General features: G+C 50.9%; 15 protein-coding genes. 6 read left to right on the forward strand and 9 right to left on the reverse strand.

Annotated features, from left to right (window positions below):
- Window positions 1–28: 28 nt before the first annotated feature.
- Window positions 29–1,696, reverse strand: a complete 1,668-nt coding sequence (locus IC230_RS31515; RefSeq protein WP_191043064.1) for a RagB/SusD family nutrient uptake outer membrane protein — start codon at window positions 1,694–1,696, stop codon at window positions 29–31.
- A 14-nt stretch (window positions 1,697–1,710) separates the two neighbouring features.
- A complete protein-coding gene (locus IC230_RS31520; RefSeq protein WP_191043065.1) occupies window positions 1,711–4,791 on the reverse strand; it encodes a SusC/RagA family TonB-linked outer membrane protein in 3,081 nt (1,026 codons plus the stop codon).
- A 411-nt stretch (window positions 4,792–5,202) separates the two neighbouring features.
- On the opposite strand from IC230_RS31520, the gene IC230_RS31525 reads away from it, so the two are divergent.
- The 6 genes from IC230_RS31525 to IC230_RS31550 all read left to right on the forward strand — a co-directional run bounded on the left by IC230_RS31525 (window position 5,203) and on the right by IC230_RS31550 (window position 12,689).
- Window positions 5,203–5,655, forward strand: a complete 453-nt coding sequence (locus IC230_RS31525) for a hypothetical protein (RefSeq protein ID WP_191043066.1) — start codon at window positions 5,203–5,205, stop codon at window positions 5,653–5,655.
- A 259-nt stretch (window positions 5,656–5,914) separates the two neighbouring features.
- Window positions 5,915–7,570, forward strand: a complete 1,656-nt coding sequence (locus IC230_RS31530) for a glycoside hydrolase family 28 protein (RefSeq protein WP_191043067.1) — start codon at window positions 5,915–5,917, stop codon at window positions 7,568–7,570.
- Between the two features lie 102 nt (window positions 7,571–7,672).
- The gene (pelA, locus tag IC230_RS31535) at window positions 7,673–8,713 is read left to right on the forward strand and encodes a pectate lyase (RefSeq protein ID WP_223860985.1); all 1,041 of its coding nucleotides are present in this window, start codon (window positions 7,673–7,675) and stop codon (window positions 8,711–8,713) included.
- Between the two features lie 47 nt (window positions 8,714–8,760).
- On the forward strand, window positions 8,761–9,729 hold the full coding sequence (locus tag IC230_RS31540; protein WP_191043069.1) for a pectinesterase family protein: 969 nt from the start codon (window positions 8,761–8,763) through the stop codon (window positions 9,727–9,729).
- A gap of 9 nt (window positions 9,730–9,738) precedes the next feature.
- Window positions 9,739–11,898, forward strand: coding sequence for a hypothetical protein (locus tag IC230_RS31545; protein ID WP_223860986.1), 2,160 nt, complete (start codon window positions 9,739–9,741; stop codon window positions 11,896–11,898).
- 32 nt (window positions 11,899–11,930) lie between these two features.
- On the forward strand, window positions 11,931–12,689 hold the full coding sequence (locus IC230_RS31550; protein ID WP_191043070.1) for a rhamnogalacturonan acetylesterase: 759 nt from the start codon (window positions 11,931–11,933) through the stop codon (window positions 12,687–12,689).
- Window positions 12,690–12,765: 76 nt separating this feature from the next.
- Here the strand turns inward: IC230_RS31550 and IC230_RS31555 are convergent, their stop codons facing one another.
- The 7 genes from IC230_RS31555 to IC230_RS31585 all read right to left on the reverse strand — a co-directional run bounded on the left by IC230_RS31555 (window position 12,766) and on the right by IC230_RS31585 (window position 21,331).
- Window positions 12,766–14,253, reverse strand: a complete 1,488-nt coding sequence (locus IC230_RS31555; protein WP_191043071.1) for an FGGY family carbohydrate kinase — start codon at window positions 14,251–14,253, stop codon at window positions 12,766–12,768.
- A 245-nt stretch (window positions 14,254–14,498) separates the two neighbouring features.
- Window positions 14,499–15,482, reverse strand: a complete 984-nt coding sequence (locus IC230_RS31560; RefSeq protein ID WP_191043072.1) for an ABC transporter permease — start codon at window positions 15,480–15,482, stop codon at window positions 14,499–14,501.
- Window positions 15,483–15,494: 12 nt separating this feature from the next.
- The gene (locus IC230_RS31565) at window positions 15,495–17,021 is read right to left on the reverse strand and encodes a sugar ABC transporter ATP-binding protein (protein ID WP_223860987.1); all 1,527 of its coding nucleotides are present in this window, start codon (window positions 17,019–17,021) and stop codon (window positions 15,495–15,497) included.
- 45 nt (window positions 17,022–17,066) lie between these two features.
- On the reverse strand, window positions 17,067–17,723 hold the full coding sequence (locus IC230_RS31570; protein ID WP_191043073.1) for a DUF2291 domain-containing protein: 657 nt from the start codon (window positions 17,721–17,723) through the stop codon (window positions 17,067–17,069).
- A gap of 6 nt (window positions 17,724–17,729) precedes the next feature.
- Window positions 17,730–18,692 (reverse strand): D-ribose ABC transporter substrate-binding protein, encoded by a 963-nt coding sequence (locus IC230_RS31575; protein ID WP_191043074.1) that lies wholly within the window; start codon window positions 18,690–18,692, stop codon window positions 17,730–17,732.
- A 111-nt stretch (window positions 18,693–18,803) separates the two neighbouring features.
- Window positions 18,804–20,216 carry a DUF1593 domain-containing protein gene (locus IC230_RS31580; RefSeq protein ID WP_191043075.1) on the reverse strand — a complete coding sequence of 471 codons (1,413 nt, stop codon included), beginning with the start codon at window positions 20,214–20,216 and terminating at the stop codon, window positions 18,804–18,806.
- Between the two features lie 152 nt (window positions 20,217–20,368).
- Window positions 20,369–21,331 carry a transketolase family protein gene (locus IC230_RS31585; protein WP_191043076.1) on the reverse strand — a complete coding sequence of 321 codons (963 nt, stop codon included), beginning with the start codon at window positions 21,329–21,331 and terminating at the stop codon, window positions 20,369–20,371.
- Window positions 21,332–21,490: the final 159 nt, after the last annotated feature.

Consider the following 21,490-nt stretch of genomic DNA (forward strand, 5'->3'; position numbering starts at 1 on the left):
TCATTCGTAACCGTTGTCGGACCAGCGATCAATAGCCCGGGTTCTGCGCAAACTCGCCCTGGTTTAAATCGAGAGCGCGGGTGGGTATGGGACGTAGTATTTTGTTCTGTCCGCCGATACCCAGGAACGGATCGACGCCGTTGTTATACCACTTGTTTACGTCCTTGTTGTATTTGCGGGCGCGGGCAATGAGCGTGCCAGTCCGTTTCAGATCAAACCAGCGGTGATATTCGCCCACTAATTCGCGAGCCCGTTCGTCCAGGATGTAATCAATCGTTACAACTGACGCGTCAATTTTCATGGCTGCCTCGGCCCCCGGTTTGGCTGCCCGGCGCCGAACTTCGTTGATCCGTTCGGCGGCTTTGGCCGTATTGCCGGATTTAAGATAGGCTTCGGCCGCAATCAGGTACGTTTCGCCCAGGCGAGCTACGAAGAAATCGCGGGTGCTGGTTGTTGGGCCAAACTGCGCGTTCGGGTCATCGAACTTCTTAACCGAAGGCGTGTAATTGTCCAGCGTTACGGTCTGGCTGGCTTCCCAGGCCGTACCTACATTAGGATACACGATCGTGTTGTTCCGGCGAGTCGGATCGGCGGCTCTCCAGGCGGCAATGTCAGCCGCGCTACTAACCCATTTAGGCGCGTAATAGTATTTGACGGTCAGTGTGTTCCGTTCGTTCGGGCGGGTGTAATAATCGTAATACCGCTGGTAGAACGTAATCATGAACGTAGCATCGAAACGGGCGTCGTTCTGCGTGAACAGGTCAAAAACATACATCGTTGGGCAGAGGGTGTATGTGCGGTATGGATAGCCTTCTACGGCTCCCTGACCGCCAAAGTAAGGGCCAAAGTAAGCCGCCTGCGTATTACCACCCGTGGTAGCCGTTGGCAACGAAGTAGCATCCCATTGAATCGAGAACAAAATCTCCGAATTCTTTTCGTTGCCAGGGAAGAACAGCGTCTCGAACGAGGTCGTGAGCGTTTGCGACGCAATGGCCGCATCGGCATACGTAGCAGCTGTTTTAAAATCATCGGCACCCGCGAAGGTTTCGTAACCCCGGGTCAGGTAAATTTTGGCCAGCATGTGCCGAACCGCCCGTTTCGTGACGCGGCCGAAGTTGGGCGTCGTTTCCGGAACCAGGTCTAGAGCCTCCGTCATCTCCCTGATAACGAAGTCATACACTTCCTGCGCCGTGTTCCGCTTGAACGATTCGACCGGAGCTGTGAAGCGATCCGTTACGAGGCTAACACCGCCAAAGGTTTGCACCAGCAGGAAGTAATCGTAGGCCCGCAGGAATTTCATTTCACCTTTACGAGCGCCCAGGGTTGTTACGTTCGTCGTTTTATCGTTGAAATACAGGGCGGTATTCGTGAGCTGAATCGACTTGTAGACGTTCGTATAAAAGGTCAGTACCTCAGAATCATCGGGGATCAGGTTTCGGTATTCGCTCAGCCCCTCGGGCTGAGTTGAACGACCCGTTACGTACATGTCGGTTCCGGCGCAGAAAACCCAGGGTTGCGCATAGACGGTACGTAACGATGAGTACGCCGAATTGATTAATTTCTCGTAGCCTTCGCTGGTCGCGTAATATTGGTCGGCCACTACATTCGATTTATTTTGTTCTTCCAGAAAGTCTTTGCAGCCGCCTGCCGAAAGCAGCAGACCAAGAAGCAGACCGGCAATTTTTATAGTCTTCATAGATTGTGTCTCGATTAAAATTTGAGGTTCAGGCCAAACTGATACGTAATGGTGCTGGGACCGGTATTGTTGACCGAACCAGTGGTCGTGTTCGTGACGCTCGAACTGGTCGTTGGGTCGATACCACTGGCGTATTCCGGATCGAAACCGTCGTATTTGGTCCAGACGAATGGGTTCAGTACGTTGGCATATACCCGTAGACTTCTGACACCAACCCGTTGCAGAAGAGTAGAAGGGAGCGTATAACCCAGTACGATATTCTGCACTTTCACGAACGATACGTCCTTGTAGAACCCGACACCTGAAACGCCCGTCCAGTACGGACCGATGTTATTCGGTTGCGGATACGTATTGGATGATCGGGTAGGGGTGACCTTGTTGGCCGTCATGTAGTAGTCGGTGTAGAGTTTATCCGTACCCCGATCGGAGTAGTTCAGGAACTGACTGTGGAAGGCGCTGAACACCTGCGCACCCTGCCGGGCAAACATCGACGCCGACAAATCGAAATTCTTAAACGTAACCTGAGTCGAGAAACCGCCGGTCCACTTCGGGTCTTTCTGGCCGATAATCGCGCGGTCGTTCGTGCTGCTGATTTTACCGTCGTTGTTCAGGTCTTTCACCCTCGCCTGCCCCGGCGACTGCCCGAATTTCAAGGCCTGTTCACGCTCGCTCTCCTGCCAGATGCCATCAAATACGTAGGTATAGTTGACGTTAATCGGTTGCCCGATGAACCACCAGTTCCCCACCAGATCTTCTTTTTTATCGAGCAGATCGACAATCGCGTTTTTATTGCGCGACAACGTAAAGCTGGTGTTCCAGGTAAAGTTCTTGGTCGATACGTTCACCGTCCGCAGCGAAAATTCAATCCCTTTGTTACTCACCGAGCCGACGTTATCCTTGATGGCTGTCCAGCCGGTTTCGATGGGAATATCCCGGTTCATCAACACGCCTTTCGACAGCTTGTCGTACAGATCGATGGTACCCGAAATTCGCCCGTTCAGGAACGCGTAATCTAAGCCCAGGTCAAACTCGCGCGTACGTTCCCAGGTCAGCGATGGATTCGGCAAACGGCTGGGGGAGTAGCCAAGGGCAACGGTTCCGCCATAATCATAAAAGGCCGGATCGCTCAGCGTCATCTGGCTTTCGTACGGGAAAATGTTGTTGTTGTTCCCCGCTACCCCAGCACTGAAACGCAACTTTAATTCGGTAATGTAACTCGCTGATTTCAGGAAGTTTTCGTCGGAAATCTGCCAGGCAACAGCCGCCGAGGGGAACGTCGACCATTTGTGTCCGTCGGCCAGTTTCGAGGAACCATCCCAGCGGGTGGCCAACGTAGCGAAGTACTTACCTTTGTAAGCGTAGTTCACGCGGGCCAGGTACGAGAGAATCGAAAACTGACTGAACGCACTAACACCCGACTGACGATTGGTGGAGGAACCAAGGTTATAGAACGACGAATTGAACGGCAAGTCATTCACCCGCAGACCATCACTCTCGAACCGGTCTTTCTGCATGCTGTACAGACCCGTGACGGTAAAATTATGGTCGCCGATGTTTTTGCGGATCGTGGCGATGTTGTCGAAAATATAGGAGAGCGACTGCTGATTGCTACGTTGTGCATCGGGCAACAAGCCTTCGCCTACGCCCGTGAGTGAGCCCCAGTAGCGACCATTCCGCTCAAAGTTCATGCTGGGCGAAAACGTCGATTTCAGTTCGAACCAGCTTACCGGCGCAAACTTCAGGTAGATGTTGCCGACACCAAACATCCGGCGGGTGTTGTTCTCGGAGTTCGGAATTTCGAGCAGCGGATTAACCGTACTCGTTACGCTTGAAATGACCGAACTGCCCGGTACCGGAATCTGTCCGGGCCGGAAAATCAGGTTGCCGTTGTCGTCGTAGGGCTTGAAGATCGGAGCCATGTTGAACGCATTCCGAACGGCATCGTCACTGCCCCGTTCCGTTTGGGTCAGCGAAAAGTTTACGCTCATTCCTGCCGACCATTTGTCATTGATTTTTCCGTCCAGGCTAGCTTTGAAATTGTAGCGATCCAGGTCTTCGTTGAGCAGATTTCCTTTCTCTTTCTGATAGCCCGCACCGATCAGATACTGAATCGTATTCTTGTCGCTGGCTCCGGAAAACGTCAGCCAGTGGTTGGCCTGCGTACCCGTACGTAACACCAGACTGCGCCAGTCGGTGTAATCATTGTTCGCCACCCGTTGCTGAATGAGCGGATTATCGAGTGAGCCAATTGTGTTGGTGTAGTTGGTACGTCCGGCGATCAACTCCGGTGAGATGAACGTATTCTGCCGATATTCCCACCATTCCGGCCCGGTCATGAAACGCGGCATCCGGGCTACTTCGCGGATACCCATATAGGCATCATACGAAATCGTCGAACGGCCTTTAACTGAAGCTCCTCCTTTCGTGGTCACCAGAATTACCCCGTTCGACCCGCGCGATCCGTAAATAGCCGTAGAGGCTGCATCTTTCAGTACGTCCATTTTGGCAATGTCCTGCGGGTTCAGGAAGTTGATATCCGGCACGATCACCCCATCGACGACATAGAGTGGTTGCCCACCCGCCAGCGAGTTCTGCCCCCGAATCTGCACGGAATAATTACTGCCGGCCCGACCAGACCCCGCCGAAATATCAACCCCGGCAATTTGCCCCTGGGCAGCCTGCATCGGGCTTACCGTACCGCGTTCGGCAATGGTTCGCCCTTCAATACTACCCACCGCCGTAGCGACTTCGGCTTTGCGTTGCGTACCGTATCCGACAACCACAACCTCATTCAGTGATTTTGTATCGGTTTTCAGGACAATGTCGATTGTTGTGCTGTTGCCAACCGGTACGTCCTGCGTGATGTAGCCGATGTACGAGAAGATCAACGTACCATTCTGGCCGGAAACGGGAAGGGTATATTTGCCGTCGGCATCGGTGGTTGTTCCCTGTTGTGATCCTTTCCGGACGATGCTCACGCCGGGCAGGGAACCGCCCTGTTCATCGGACACCCGACCCGTGATGGGCCGCGTTTCCTGCGCCTGTGCCGCGACCACAAACAGGAACATACATAAAGTAGATAAGATGTGTTTCATTAGCCTTTCGATTTGATTTTTTCCGAGAAATAGGTAGTCGAGGTAGTATTTTTGTTTTAATCTATTTTTAACAAGTCTACATTCTGAGAGGCATTTTCTCAAGGTATTATTTGATTATTTCCACGCAATCGTTACCGGGAACGATTGCAGTTTGGGATTTTTCAAGAACATTCTAACTTTTTATAGTATGAATGATTGACAACACCCAGAGAAAAGTAATAAATTGGCATGAATAGAAATATGATTATTCCGTAGTATTCTCTCTGTTAGACATCTGGCGATTTTTTTAACAGGACAATGCTACATGAAAAGTGCCAACTCAATCCCCGCGCCTAGGCCGAAAAATTGCTACGTTGTTGCGCGTCCATTTTTTGCGTCTGGACGTTATCTAGTTTTAATCGGAAGAATCAAATGCTTACCTATTCATTAATGTTCGTGATGTTCATGAGTGGTGTAGCCGCTTACGGACAACAGGTTATTGTTAATCCGGATGGAACGCACTCAAGCGTGCATGGCTCGGTTATCGTTAATCCCAACGGAACGCATTCCACCATACATAATTCCGGCGGCAATACGTCAGTCATCGTCAACCCGAATGGAACACATTCCGTTAAGCACGGGTCGGTTATTGTTAATCCAAATGGGACGCATTCTACCATTCATGGTTCAGGAAGCTCCAGAGTTATTGTCAATCCTGATGGAACCCATACGACGGTACAGGGTACGAACGACGATGCAGCGATCATCGACGCAAACCGGAATTATTCGCCGGCACCGGACTCACGAAGTACCAACACGGATAGGAAACAGCGAATCAAACGCAACAAACGGAGACGAAACGACCCTGACCAGGAGTTCAATTAGCCTGGTCGACGGGTGCTTTTCAGGAGAAAAACGGCGCTAGTAGTATAGTCTGTTTGTCAATCTCATCCTGAATAAAATGTAGAACTTTGTCAAAGGTTCGTAAGCAGCCTCAGTGTACTCTGTGCATTCGTGTTTAGTTTCTCTGGCAACGTTCCCGGTAACGATTGCGTAGAAAGAAGTCCTGTGTTCGTTGTTAAAGTCAATTTGTTCGTCAAAATTCAATACGAAATTGAGCAGCTTACTCACTGCACGAACCAAAATGACGAAAACCCTGACCCTATTTAGCGCAGCTACGTTGGCCCTCCTGACCCTATCGGGAAAAGCCCAGACTACGTCTACCTATAGCTGGAACAATCTCCCCAAAATCGCCCAGCCAACCTTTCGTAAGGATACCATCAACATCCTCGCCCACGGCGCAAAGGCCGACGGGGTTACGTTGAATACAAAGGCCATAAACACAGCCATTGCAGCCTGTAGCCAAAAAGGGGGTGGCGTCGTGCTGGTACCCAGCGGCTTATGGATGACTGGCCCGATTGAGCTGAAAAGCAACGTTAATCTGCATGTAAAAAAAGCCGCTACGTTGCTGTTTACCACCGACAAAAGCCAGTATGCGCTGGTCGAAGGAGTTTATGAAGGAAAACGCGCGGCCCGGAATCAATCGCCGATATCGGGTACAAATCTGGAGAACGTTGCCATTACGGGTCAGGGAATTCTGGACGGCAATGGCGATGTATGGCGGGCTGTCAACAAAGGACAACTGACCGAAAGTCAGTGGAAAGAAAAAGTGGCATCGGGCGGGGTGTTGAAAGACGATGGCAAAGTCTGGTATCCAAGTGAGCAGTTTAAGAAAGCCAGCGTAGACGGTCGGAGCATGTTGCTGACGCCGGGGAAAACGCCCCAGGATTTTGCCGACATGAAAGACTTCCTGCGGCCAAACCTGGTGGTGTTCACGAACTGCAAAAAAGTACTACTGGACGGCGTTACGTTCCAGAATTCGCCCGCCTGGTGTTTGCACCCGCTGATGTGCCAGGATCTGACCATCCGAAACGTAACGACCAAGAATCCCGAGTACGCGCACAACGGCGATGGCATGGACATCGAATCCTGCAAAAACTTTCTGATCGAAGGCTGCACGCTCGACGTGGGCGATGATGCGATCTGCATTAAGTCCGGCAAAGATGAAGAAGGACGTAAGCGCGGCATGCCGACTGAGAATGGTGTGATCCGTAACAATACGGTCTATAATGGCCACGGAGGCTTCGTGATTGGCAGTGAAATGAGTGGAGGAGCGCGGAACATTTTCGTTTACAACTGTACGTTTATGGGTACCGATAAGGGCCTGCGTTTCAAGTCCGTACGGGGCCGGGGTGGGGTGGTTGAGCATATTTACGCGAAGGATATTTTCATGAAAGACATTGCCGGAGAAGCAATTTTCTTCGATATGTATTACTTCGTGAAGTTCGCGACGGACGGACAACGCGACGAACGCCCGGTCGTGAACGAAGGGACGCCAATTTTCCGGGACATGAAATTTGAAAATATCGTCTGCAACGGCGCTGAAAAGGGCGTTTTCATTCGGGGTTTATCCGAAATGCCCATCAAAAACATTACCCTGAAAAATCTGACGCTCAAAACCGACAAAGGCGTTGAGTTAACCGACGCCAGTGGCATTCACCTTGAAAACGTTCAGCTGATTACGAAAGAGACCAAGCCCGTCATCTTTGTGGACAATAGCCATAATCTGACCTTCGATGGTATTCAGTACAATGCTAACGCCGACCTGCTTTTCGACATCAACGGAGAACGTAGTCAGGACATTCGCGTGACGAATACCGACACGACAAAAGCCCAGACCAAAGCAGCATTCAATAAGGGCGCTGTGGAAAAACAACTGATGTTATCTGCCGCAAAATAAGTCCACAGAATAATGGGTAGTCGGATTTGTTTAACCGCAAAGAACGCAAAGGTTTTACGCAAAGAGCGCGAAGTTGCGTTGTGTCGCACTGTCCAACCAACTTTGCGTAAAGTCTCTGCGTTCTTTGCGGTTAATGTACTTTTACTTTTTTGGCTATCAGGCCCGGTTATTGCTCAGTTTCCTAAAGATTCGGTTTCGGAGCGGATGCTGTTGTATCAACGTAACGACGGTGGCTGGCCACAGCCGGGTGGCGATCCCATCAACTACAAACGGGAGCTAACACCAGCCCAACAGCAAACCCTTATCGCTGAGAAATCGAAACTCGACGCGACCATCGACGATCAGTCGACGACCCGTGAAATCAACTACCTCATCGCGTCGTTCGGGCAAACGAAGAACGACGACTACCGGAAGGCCGCTGAGCGGGGCATCACGTATCTGCTCTCCGCGCAGAATGCCGCGGGCGGTTGGCCTCAATTCTACCCCGATTCGAGCAGCTACCGCGGACAGATCACGTATAACGATCAGGCGATGATCGACGTACTGTGGGTGATGGACCATGTCGCTACCGGAACCGACGGATTCAACGTAGTCAGCAAATCGCTCCGGGATCAGGCGAAGAAAGCCGTTAAGCAGGGCATACAGTGCATTTTGAAGACCCAGTATCGGCAAAACGGTAAACTGACAGCTTGGTGTGCGCAACACGATCGATACACACTCCAGCCAGCCAAAGCCCGTACGTTTGAATTGCCTTCGTTAAGCGGCAATGAATCGGTGGGCATCGTACAGTTTTTAATGCACATCGATAATCCCTCGCCGGCTGTGAAACAGGCGATCCAGGCCGCCGTTACGTGGTTTGAATCAGTTAAGCTAAGGGGGATTGCGGTTAAAACGATCAATGACCCGAATCAACCCAAAGGCCGGGATCGGATTGTGGTGTCAGACCCAACCTCCATTCTGTGGGCGCGTTTCTACGATCTCGATACGAATACACCTTTCTTCTGCGGTCGGGATAGTATAAAGAAAGACAAACTCGCCGACATCGAAAACGAACGTCGCGTTGGGTATGCTTATTACGGTACCTGGCCCGCTAAACTCCTGTCGGCCGATTATCCGAACTGGGTAAAAAAATGGGGTAAGTAAAATGAGTCAGTGTCGTAGACAGAAACTGACTACAACAAGCACATTGGATGAATAAAGCCGGATTGACTGTTTTGTGTTGTCTGTTAAGCCTGACGGTCCTGGCTCAGAAACAACGAGTTAGGGTGGCGCAGGATGGCAGCGGTGATTACAAAACGGTACAGGCTGCCCTGAACACGATTCCCGCCAACAACAAAAGCCGGATCGTCATCTACATCAAAAAAGGTATTTATAAAGAAAAACTTCGGCTCGATTCAACCCAGCATATGGTCACGATGATCGGAGAAGATAAAGCCTCGACCATTCTTACGTACGATGACTATTCGGGCAAAACAGGTCCGGATGGCGTTAAACTACGAACCTACTCGTCCAGTTCATTTTCTATCTTTGGCGACGATTTTCGAGCGGAGAATCTGACGTTTGAAAACACGGCGGGGTCTGTAGGTCAGGCTGTTGCGGCTTATGTTACCGGCGACCGGTCCGTGTTTATCAACTGTCGATTTCTCGGTTTTCAGGACACGCTTTATACCGGAATGCCGGGCCAGTATGGCCGACAGTATTACAAAAACTGCTACGTTGAAGGGACTATTGATTTTATTTTCGGATCAGCAACGGCGGTATTTGATCAGTGCACGATTTTCAGCAAAACAGCAGACACCTACGTAACAGCGGCATCAACGCCAGAAGGAAAACCGTTTGGCTTTGTCTTCCTGAATTGCACCCTGACCAGCGACGTTTCTAAAGCCAGTGTGTATCTGGGGCGCCCCTGGCGTGATTTCGCCAAAACGGTTTTTGTAAACTGCCAGTTGGGCGGCCACATTCGACCCGAAGGCTGGCACAATTGGGATAAGCCTAATGCCGAACGAACAGTGTTCTACGCTGAATACCAGTCCAGAGGGCCAGGAGCCAGTCCGGCGAGCCGAGTCGGTTGGACGAAACAACTCACCGCTGGTGAAGCCCGCTCGTATAAACCCGAAAGCATCCTGGCGGGCAACGATGGCTGGAAACCAAAGCTCTAAATCACAACCATGCGTTCACGACTAACTTGCCGGTTCCATAACCTATTCTATTTAACCGTACTGGCGTTTATTGGCCTCAGTCCAAACGGTTGCTTTGCTCAAAAAATTGATCGAAAAGCCGTCGTGGACCGGCATCGGGTGGTCATCAGTCGACTAGATACGCTGGGCTCGCTAACAGTCGGCAACGGTCGGTTTGCTTTTACCGTCGATGCAACCGGCCTGCAGTCCTTTCCCGAGTATTACGCGCACGGCGTACCGCTGGGTACGCAATCGGAGTGGGGATGGCACAGTTTCCCAAATAAGGAGAACTACCGGGCCAGTGAAAGCCTCGAAACGTATACGTTTAACGACAAAAAAGGATTGTATGCCGTCCCGTCAAAAAAACCAGGTCGACAGCAACAGGCCGCCGATTACTTTCGGCAAAATCCACATCGGTTGCAACTGGGTGCTGTTGGGCTGGACATCGTGAAAAAAGATGGCTCCCTGGTAAAGCCATCCGATTTGCAAAACATCCACCAGGAACTGAATGTATGGACGGGTGAAATCAGGAGTGCATTCACCATCGAAGGGACACCCATTAGCGTAACGACCTGCGCCGATGCCGGTAGAGACGCTATTGCGGTCAGGATTACGTCGGATCTGTTAAACGAGAAACGCATCAAAATCCGGTTCCGGTTTCCGTATCCGACCAATGCATTTGCGGACGTAGCGGCCAATTATACAAATGAAGCAGCCCACCAGACGAACGTAACGCAACCTAGCCCACTATCAGCCCGCTTCAGCCGCCAACTGGATACCGATCGCTATTCCGTAGCGGCTCGCTGGAATAAAGCCGCGTCGATTCAGAAAGTAGCCGACCACCACTATACGTTATTGCCGGCTGGCGGTACCAGCTTTGAAACCTCTGTGCAGTTCTCATCCCAACCTGCGTCAGACGTACCAGAGTTTGCAACTGTCAGAAACAGTAGTGTAGCCGGATGGGAAAAGTTCTGGCTATCAGGTGCCGCTATCGACTTTGCCGGAAGCACCGATCCCCGCGCAACCGAACTCGAACGACGGGTGGTACTTTCGCAATACCTCACCCGGGTGCAATGCGCCGGTAATTTCCCTCCGCAGGAAACCGGATTGACTTACAACAGTTGGTTTGGCAAACCGCACATGGAAATGTATTGGTGGCATGCCGCCCATTACGCTTTATGGGGCCGAACCGACTTGCTTGAAAAAAGCATGGGTTGGTATTTTACCGCGTTCGATGGGGCCGAACAGATTGCGAAGCGACAGGGATTCAGGGGCGTACGATGGCAGAAAATGACCGACGATACCGGTGGAGAAACGGCCTCTTCCGTGGGATCATTCCTGATCTGGCAACAACCACACGTTATCTATCTGGCCGAACTTATTTACCGCAACAAACCATCGAAAGCGGTGCTGCAACAGTATCAGAAGCTGGTTTTTGCTACTGCTGATTTTATGGCTTCGTTTGCGCACTATGATCCTGCCGAACATCGGTATAATTTAGGAAAAGGCATTATTCCCGCGCAGGAATGTTATGATCCAGCCCAGACATTTAACTCACCGTATGAACTCGCCTACTGGAAATGGGCGTTGCAGGTCGCCCAGCGCTGGCGCACCCGACTGGATCTGCCAACCGATAAGAACTGGCAGGACGTAGTGGAAAAACTGGCCCCACTCGCCCAGAAAGACGGCGTTTATCAGGCCGCTGAGAGTGTTGAGGATTCGTACTCACCCACCAGCAAATACACCATTGATCACCCGGCCGTGTTAGCGGCTTTGAGTACCCTGCCACCCAATGGTGTGGTTGATACGACCGTTATGCACAGAACCTACGACGTAGTTGAAAACGTCTGGCATTGGGACCATACCTGGGGGTGGGACTTCCCGATGGTAGCCATGACCGCTACCCGCTTAAATCAACCCGCAAAAGCCGTTGATGTGCTGTTTAAAAAGGTGACAACCAATACGTATCTGGTGAATGGGCACAATTACCAGGACAAGCGACTGACGCTTTATCTGCCAGGCAACGGTAGTTTGCTGTCGGCCATTGCCTTAATGTGTGCTGGCTATGATGGGAATAAAATCAGTAGCCCAGGCTTTCCGAAAACTGGTCAATGGACTGTTAAATGGGAAGGTCTAAAACCAATGCCTTAAGTAAACTAAACCTGTAGCGAACGGAATAAGCCATGAACCGAACCTGTTTTCTTAAAATTGCTTCGCTTGGCATGCTGACTATGGCGGCCTTTACGCCCCCGCCTGGTAACGTCACCGTTTACCTGATCGGTGATTCAACCATGTCGATCAAGGAGAAAAAAGCGTATCCCGAAACAGGCTGGGGCATGCCGTTCGTTTATTTCTTCGACGAAAGCGTAACCGTCGATAATCGGGCCATGAACGGACGTAGTACCCGAACCTTTATCGAAGAAAGCCGCTGGCAACCCGTTGCTGACAACTTACATGAAGGCGACTACGTCCTGATTCAGTTTGGTCATAACGACGAAGTGCCGACGAAAAAAAGTTACACGACGGAAGCTGATTTTAAGAATAACCTGATTCGATTCATTACCGAAAGCCGGGCGAAAAAAGCGAATCCCGTGCTCATTACGCCCGTTGCCCGCCGACAGTTCGATGCGGCCGGAAAAATACAGGGTACCCACACGCTTTATGCTGAACTCGTACGTACGGTAGCGCGCGATTACAAAACTCCCATGATTGATTTAGATACCCAAAGTCAGGCACTACTGCAACAGTTTGGCCCCGAGACCTCAAAACTCCTCTTTCTCCAGTTAGCGCCCGGTGAGCATCCGAATTATCCGGAAGGCAAGGAGGACAACACGCATTTCAGTGAACTCGGCGCCCGGAGAATCGCTGAACTGGTGCTGGCCAATATCAAATCGCTAAACCTTGATCTGGCCGACCGAATTGTGAAAAAAGAAGCAAAATAATCAGCCTTATAGAGACGCAATACGTTGCCGGTCCGCCGGTGCGGTCTCATTGAGGTCAGCAAAGAACGGTCAGCTATTAGTCGGCTTTGATGGCTGACTGCCAACCCATATACGCTTCCTGAATTGATGAGCCATCTCCGGCTGGATGGATAACTGTCTTGCCCGCGTTCAACGCCTGTAAGTGTTCCAGGCTTTGGTAAAGCCCCGTTTTTAAGCCAGCCAGATAAGCCGCTCCCAACGCCGATACGTCGGGCATGGCGCGGTTGACGACGGCTTTGTCCAGCAGATCGGCCAGAAATTGCACGACAAACTTATTCGCGCTGATGCCACCGTTGACCATGAGTTCTTCCAGCGGAATCCCCGTGTCCTGCTCCATCGCGACAATGACATCCTTAATCTGGTATGGGATTGACTCAAGTGCCGCCCGGACGATGTGATTTTTCGTTGAACCAAACGTCAGTCCCGAGATCGATGCTTTGCGCGACATTTGCCAGTGCGGAGCCCCCAGGCCACTAAAGGCTGGAATGATGTAGACGCCACCATTATCGGGTACGGCTGTGGCCATCGCTTCCGTTTCGTGGCTCTCGGCAAAGAGTCCCAAGCTATTTTTTAGCCATTCGATGGTGGCCCCACACGTAACGATGACGCCTTCCAGTGCATAGTCCACACGACCTTCGGTACTCCAGCAAATAGTAGTGACCATGCCGTACTGCGACGTAGTGGGCGTCTCGCCAATGTTCATGATGATGGAACAACCCGTTCCCAGCGTCGCTTTGGCTGTGCCTGGCGTAAAACAGCCTTCGCCAAACGCAGCTGCGTGCGAATCGCCGATCAGGCTGGTAATGGGGAGGATGTGATCGAATAAACCGTTGAAATTCGATTCACCAAAGAAAGCCGAGGAAGGTTTCGGTTCGGGTAAATTCAGCGTTGATAAGCCAAACGTAGCGAGTAATTCCTGGTCCCAGGCCAGTGTTTTGAGGTTGAAAAACAGCGTTCGGGACGCATTGGTATAATCCGTCAGATACTGTTGCCCGTTCGTCAGTTTGTAGAGTAACCACGTATCAACCGTACCGAAATACGCTTTGCCAGCGTCGATGGCTTGACGGACGGTCTCATCATTTTCGTACAACCAGATGAGCTTGCTCCCCGAAAAATACGGATCAATAAACAGGCCGGTTTTGGCCTGGATTGTCTCTTCCAATCCTTCCGTTTTGAGTCGCTCACAAACGCCGATAGACCGCTTACACTGCCAGACGATGGCGTTGTGCAGCGGTACGCCCTGCTCATCCCAAACTACAAACGTTTCACGCTGATTGGAAATGCCACAGGCACTGACCGCTTTCAGATTACCACCTTCAGCTGCGAATGTTCCAATGCATTTGCCCACCGAAGTCAGTACGTTCCGAAAAATTTCTTCCGGGTCCTGCTCAACGTATCCATCACCGAAATAGTTGGTTGTTAGCGGTTCCGATGCACGAGCCGCTACGCGACCTTCACCGTCAAACAAAAGCGTTTTCGTACTACTGGTGCCCTGATCGATGGCGAGGATGTAGGAATTAGTCATTTATGCTTTGGTTGGTCAACCTAGTAAAGTTTAGCGAACGGTTTGGATTGCTTGAAGACCGTAGGTCTGTCCTGTTAATAGAGGATGAGTTGATTTTATAATTTGTAGCGCCGTAGATGCGACCTAAAATTGGCTAATTGAGACGCACCTATGGCGGTACAAACGGCCGTGGATTCCCTTTTTACTAGTAACAGGTCGCAACAACGGCCGCCCGACTTACAGGGCTTATTGCGAACTCAACTAATTTATGACTCCGCTTTCGAATTCGATTTATCAATAATTACGGCCAGCAGGATTACAAAGCCCTTCACGACCTGTTGCCAGAAAGGCGATACGTTGAGGAGAACCAGACCGTTGTTCAATACACCGATAATAATGGCGCCCTGCACTGTACCTAAAATACTGCCCCGCCCGCCCGACAGGGACGTGCCGCCAATCACCACAGCGGCAATGGAGTCGAGTTCGTAGCTCGTGCCCGCATTGGGCTGGGCGGAATCCAGTCGGGACGTAACGAGCAAACCGCCAACAGCCGCCAATCCACCGGCGATGCTGTAAACCGCTATCTTGATTTTATTAATGTTTACTCCGGATAATCGGGCTGCGCTTTCGCTGCCGCCAATGGCGTAGATGTAGCGGCCCAGGCGGGTTTTATTCGTGACCAGCACGGCAACGGCAACGATGATGCCCGAAAGCCAGACGGGCAACGGAATGCCTAAGAACCAGCCCGTTCCCAGAAACGTAAAGGAGTCGCCTAATCCGGTAATTGGAAACCCTTCCGTCCAGAGCATGGTCAGGCCACGAGCGATGGTCAGCATGGCGAGCGTTGCCACAAAAGGCGGCAGTTTGAAGCGGGTTATGGCCCAGCCGTTGAACCAACCCAGCCCGGAACCGGTAATCAAGCCGGCTAACGTAGCGCCCAGCAACGTAAAGCCAATGTACAAATTCGATGAGGGTAGTTGAATTCCGTTACGTAATAATCCGGCCGTAATCGCTCCCGACAACGCCAGTACGGAGCCAACGGACAGGTCGATTCCGGCGGTGAGCACCACGAGCGTCATGCCCGTGGAAATGCAGACGTTGACGGAAATCTGCCGAAGTACGTTCCAGAAGTTAGCTACGGTCAGGAATTTGTCGGACATGATGCTAATGCCCAGACAAAGAATGAACAAGGCAATAAGCGACTGAAATTTCGTCAGTAATGGACGGTAAGTTTGCAACTGTGCCTCCATAGGGAATAGGCTTTAAATAGTTTTAGGAATAGCGGCTTTGAGAATGGAATCTTCCGACGCATCCTGCACGGCCATTTCGGCGGTTAAGCAGCCTTCGCACAGGACAAGAATACGGTCAGAAATCGCCAGAATTTCGGGGAGTTCCGACGATACGACAAGAATGCCCATGCCTTCATCGGCCAGTTGTAGAATGAGCTTATAGATTTCGTTCTTGGCGTTGACGTCGATGCCCCGCGTCGGTTCATCGAGCATCAATAATTTCGGGTTCGTAGCCAGCCATTTCGACAGCACGATTTTCTGCTGGTTACCACCACTCAGATTTCGGGCGGTTTGCTTTTCCGAAGGCGTTTTGATCCGTAAGTCCGCGATGTATTTTTTGGCCAGTGTGGTTTCTTTCTGACGACTCAGCAAACCAGCCTGTTCAATGGTTTTTAGATTCGACAGGCTGATATTTGTCTGAACATCCAGGCCCAGCACCAGTCCATCTTTTTTACGATCTTCCGGTACAAGCGCAAAGCCCGACTGAATCGCGTCGATCGGTGCTTTAAATTGACTGGTCTGATTGTTGATCGAAATGACTCCACTGCTACGTTTCGGATGGAGGCCAAACAATGTTTCCAGTAACTCGGTACGTCCGGCACCCATTAACCCGAAGATGCCGACAATTTCTCCCCGACCAACTGTAAACGAGAGATTTTTTAACTGATTTTCCTGAACACGTACCGGGTGTTTCAGACACAAATTTTCGACCGATAGCAACGTATCGCACACCCGTCCGTTCACTTGACGCCGGATGCTCGTAATGTCCCGACCCACCATTTTACGAATCAACGTATCGTGGTCGATGCCCTGCATGCTGCCCGATTCGATGGATTTTCCGTCCCGCAAAACAACGTAGCGGTCGGCAATGGTGAACAGCTCATCCAGCTTGTGTGAGATGTACACGATGGCCTTGTTCTCACGTCTCAGATCGTTGATAATGTCGAACAGAACCGCGACTTCGCTTTCACTAATGGCGGAAGTCGGCTCATCCATAATGATGACTTCGGATTCAACCAACAGGGCTTTGGCGATCTCAACCACCTGCTGCTGACCAACTTTCAGCTCGGCGACCAACGTATCGGGGGAAAGGTCAAGCTTGAGTTTTTCGAGAAGTTCACGGGTTTTATTCCGCATCGCTTTCCGGTCGAGGGTCCCCCAGCGCGTAGTGATTTCACGACCCAGAAAGATGTTTTCGCTGATGCTCAGGTACGGGATCAGGTTCAATTCCTGGTGGATGATCGCAATGCCACACGCCTGCGCGTCGCGAATGGAGTTAAATCGAACGGGCTCGCCATTGAACCGAATCTGCCCTTCATAATCCGGATAGACGCCCGACAGAATTTTCATCAGTGTTGATTTCCCCGCCCCGTTTTCCCCGATCACCGCCGTTACGTTGCCCGCCAGAAATTCCAGGCATACCGTATCCAGCGCCGTTACGCCCGAAAATCGTTTGGTGATGTTTTCTGCTACGAGCAGCGGGCATGGGGCAGAGGGCATAGGGTGTAGGGTATTCATTGCGAATTGCTCATGGTCAAAATGCACTTATTCTTTTTCCCTTACCCCCATGCCCGCTGCCTCATGCACCGAAATCGGAATCACTTCTAGATTTTCAAGGTGCAAATGCGCTTTGTTCAGTTCAATGGCTCCGATAAAGGTTATTGTATTACCCGGTTTCGCACTACTTTTCAACGTCGGCAATACGCTGTTTCGAATGATTTTATTCAATTCCGCCGATACATTGTTTAGGTCCATTGTGTTGTCGAACTCCGTAATCTTGATCAGGCCTGACGCGTCCCGGGCGGCATTCCCGAAAATGTATTCCGTCGCCAGCTTTACAACTTCGCCAGAGGGGAGAGAAACCGTTACGTCATTATCACTCACCGCCGTTATTTTGCCGTCGCCTTTCACCAGAAAATAACGGATGTTGCCGATGCCCAGCGCGTGTGAATACGTAGCGAACGCTTTCGCTTCATCCGTTTTTAGTAACGGAATCAACGTACTAAGCTCCGTTGCGTGTGCGCTGGCTGGCAGCAGTTTTGCCGTCCAGAAGTTTTGCGCGTAGGCGGCTGCGTCAAACTTTTCGCCAGCGTTCGATCCGGTGTTTGCCTTTACGTCGTCCAGTTTTTTGAAGTAAAAGGAGTTGTAGGCAACGACGGCGATCAACACCAGAAAAACGGTGTATTTCAGATTTTTTGGCATGGTTCGTCAGGATTTTTTGGCATTGCTGTAATCCCTGATGTTCGTCTGATCGACCAACTCAACCGCTACGGGGACTTTCTTCGCAAAATCACGCTTGCCTTTGATGTACTCGTCGGCGTACTGCGCAGCCGTTTTGGCCATCGTCTGGGGCGATTGTAATCCCGTTGCCTTAATCTTGCCATCCCGAATGGAGTTCATGACGTCGTCGGCTCCGTCGAAACCGAACACGCCAACGTCTTTCGCTTTCCCGGCAGCTACCAGCGCCTGATACGCACCCATGGCCATGGCATCGTTTCCGCAGAAAACCGCGTTGACGTCGGGGTTGGCCTGGAGAATGGACTCAAGCACTTCCATGGCTTTGTTACGGTCGAAATCAGCGCTTTGCTGGGCTACCATTTTGAAGTTTGGGTAATGATCGACAACACTATGAAAGCCTTTCGAGCGGTTCCAGGTATTGTTGTCACCAACCAGACCCAGAATTTCGACGTACTGGATGGGGGCATTTTTGACTTTGCTACGTAACGTCTGAACGAAGTATTTTCCAATGGCAACGCATCCCGAATAGTTATCCGACAGAATCTGACACGTAGCAGCCTGGGGTGAGTTGACTTCTCGGTCCATGCAGAACACCGGAATGCCTGCGTCTTTTGCCTTCATCGCATTCACAATGGAGCCATCCGAATCCGTCGGATTCAGCAGAATGGCGTTGAACCCCGACACGATGGCGTTCTCGAAGTGGTCGCTTTCCAGGGCCGTATTGTTCTGCGAATCGAAGATTTTTGTCTCGTAGCCCAACGCTTTTGCCTGCGCTGCCGCTGTTTCGGCCAGTACCACGAACCACGGGTTGTTAAGCGTCGATACAATCACGGCCACCTTTTTCGGCTGACCCGTATCGGACTTGTTTGTACAACTCCCGACCAGAATCAGGAAGACAAAAAGCCACAGAAAAATGAATCGTTGACTGTTCATAAGGATTTAGTTTTTTTGTCATTCCGACGATAGGAGGAATCTCAAGCTTGACTAATACTCAACATTGAGATTCCTCCTATCGTCGGAATGACAAACTACCATCGAAAGGCCTTACGGAAACACAGTCACAATTACGCGTTGGTAACGAGTCAGTGAGGGCGTTCCCGTATCGGTCACGGCCAGGATGACGTGAAAGGTTTCGGGTTTCGTAACCTTCGGCGCTACGACAAAGGCAATCTTTTTCCGTTTATCCTGTACCTCAAGCGGGCGATTGCTGTCAAACGAGCCCGGCTCACGGTAATAAATCCACTCGTAGGTCAACGCATTGCCATCCGGATCGGTCGATCCTTCGGCACTCAGCATAACTTTCTCTCCGCTCTTGACGCGTAACGCATTCGGATGACTGAGCGTAGCAACGGGCGGGTGATTGGCGTCTTTGTAGGGCTTGATGCTCCAGTCGATGCGTGCGGCAAAATCGTTTTGATACGCTCGACGCCAACGCCAGATCGTGGCTTTGTTGCTGGTATGCCAGGCGCTATCTACGCCCATGACTTCATCTTCCGCATCTGACCAGAACGGGCGCGTTTCGGGTTCGTAAAACCACTTGCGGGTTCGGGGGGTATAGAATTCATAACGTCCACCCCAGCTCCCGTAGTTTGGGTGCTCGGGATCGCTTAAGCCATTGTTGATCAGGAATAAAAAGGTTGGCGTATCGCCTTCCATCAGGAATTTGGTAAACGGATGTTCGGCTCCCAACGGACCGTGATTTTTGCGAATATTCTCGTCTAGCCAGGGATTATCGACGATGCTGAAATCTCCTCCCCGAAATCGACCATGAAAGTTATCCCCGCTGATGCCGCTCCACGTAGCATGATGATACGCGCCCCCCGCGTGCATTCCGGGACTAGCAATAAAAAACAGATTCGGGAAGGTCTTACGAAGCCATGGACCCGAATCGTCCTGATCCGAAATGGTGTAAACGCGAAGCTTGGCCACGAATTTCTCAACGTCATCGGGAGTGCGGGTCTGGCGAACTTTCCAAAGAGCCTGTGCCAGACAGTTAGCTCCACCCCAAACCGGAATCCAGACTGGGCGATTATCCTTTTTATCGACTACTGAAATAATCCATTCCGAGCCTTCGGAATCTTTACCGGCGCCAACGGCTTCCATGCCGTAGTTCGGGTAACTCGCCTTAATGATACTGGTCAAATAAGCCGTTTCGGGGTAACCTTTCTCGTGCAACAGCAAGTTTGTTCTCACTTTTCCGTAAGCCGTTACGATCTGTTTTATCTTATCAGGAGCAACCCGATTTGGCTGGTGAACTGAGGTCGTCGCAATCAATCCTTCCACATCCCACTGGTTTGAATACGTTAGAAAACGCACCATCGACTGCGCATCATCCGGCTCATTCTCAATATCCGTCAACACCAGCACCCGCAGTTTTTGGGGCGCTTGTTGAGCATGACATACGATCGATGCCAGCGCTAATAGAAGGATTATACTATGTGAACAGAAGGATTTCATTAAAGGTAAAGGTTTTAACCACAGAGGCACGGAGAACACAAAGTTGTATTGGTTTTATGTCTTTAGAAACTTTCGCTTACAGGTTCAAACACGATGAGAGAAATCCTAAATCTCTGTGTTCTTTGTGTCTCTGTGGTTAATAATTTTAGTAGCTATAGTAAACTCAACGCTTCTTTCGCGATACCATCTTCTGACAAACCGTAGTGATTAAAAATCTCAACCTGCGAGCCGGTAACGGTATACTCATCCGGGAAGCCCATGATTTTAAATCGGTTACGGAATCCGTTGGTCATCAGAAACGAGGCACAGGCTTCGCCCAAACCGCCAAATACGCTATGTTCTTCGACGGTTAGAATCGGGCAACCTTTGGACGCTACGTTGGTTAACAGCGCATAATCCAAAGGCTTGATGGTGTGCATACTAATCACCGTTGAACGGATACCATGGAGCGTTTCCAACTGGCGGGCAGCCTGAAGCGCGGGGTAAACCGTTTCGCCGGTACCGATCAGCACCAAATCGTCTCCCTCGCAGATGATACGTCCCTTACCAAATTCAAAGTCCTGGTTCTCCTCGGAGAGCAGCGGCATGGGCTTCTTGCCAAAGCGGATATAAATCGGATGTTCGGTTTCAGCGGCTAATCGGATGGCCTGCTCTGTTTCAAAATTGTCGGCAGGGGCTACCACGATCAGGTTATGAACGGCACGTAACGCAGCGAAATCGTGCAGACTATGGTGCGTAGAGCCTAACGCGCCATAGCTTACACCCGCACTGATGCCGATAAGTTTCACCGGATTGTCAGAATACGCTACGTCGGTTTTGATCTGCTCAAACGACCGCGCCGTCAGGAAACAGGCGGGCGATACGGCAAACACTTTCTTGCCAGTCGAAGCCAGCCCCGCTGCGACGCCCACCAAATTTTGTTCGGCAATACCAATTTCGATATGTTGAGCCGGAAATTTCTGACCAAACGGCACAAGCTTCCCCGATCCCCGCGAATCGCTGGTGACGACCAGAATCTGCTTATCGGTGCTGGCTAATTCCTGCAATGTACTGGAAAACACATCCAGGTTTGCCAATCCTTTTTTATCCGCTACGATTGTAGTTACTTCTCCCATCAGATTTATCACACTACGTTTTTGTCATCCCAACGCAGGAGGGATCTCAAAATTGATTGATGCTTGAGATCCCTCCTGCGTTGGGATGAACTGTGTTAAGAAACAATAGGTAAGGCTAATTTTTGATCATATTTTACCCCACTTCGGGCGACGGCAAAA

This window comes from Spirosoma validum (assembly GCF_014699035.1).
Taxonomy (GTDB): domain Bacteria; phylum Bacteroidota; class Bacteroidia; order Cytophagales; family Spirosomataceae; genus Spirosoma; species Spirosoma validum.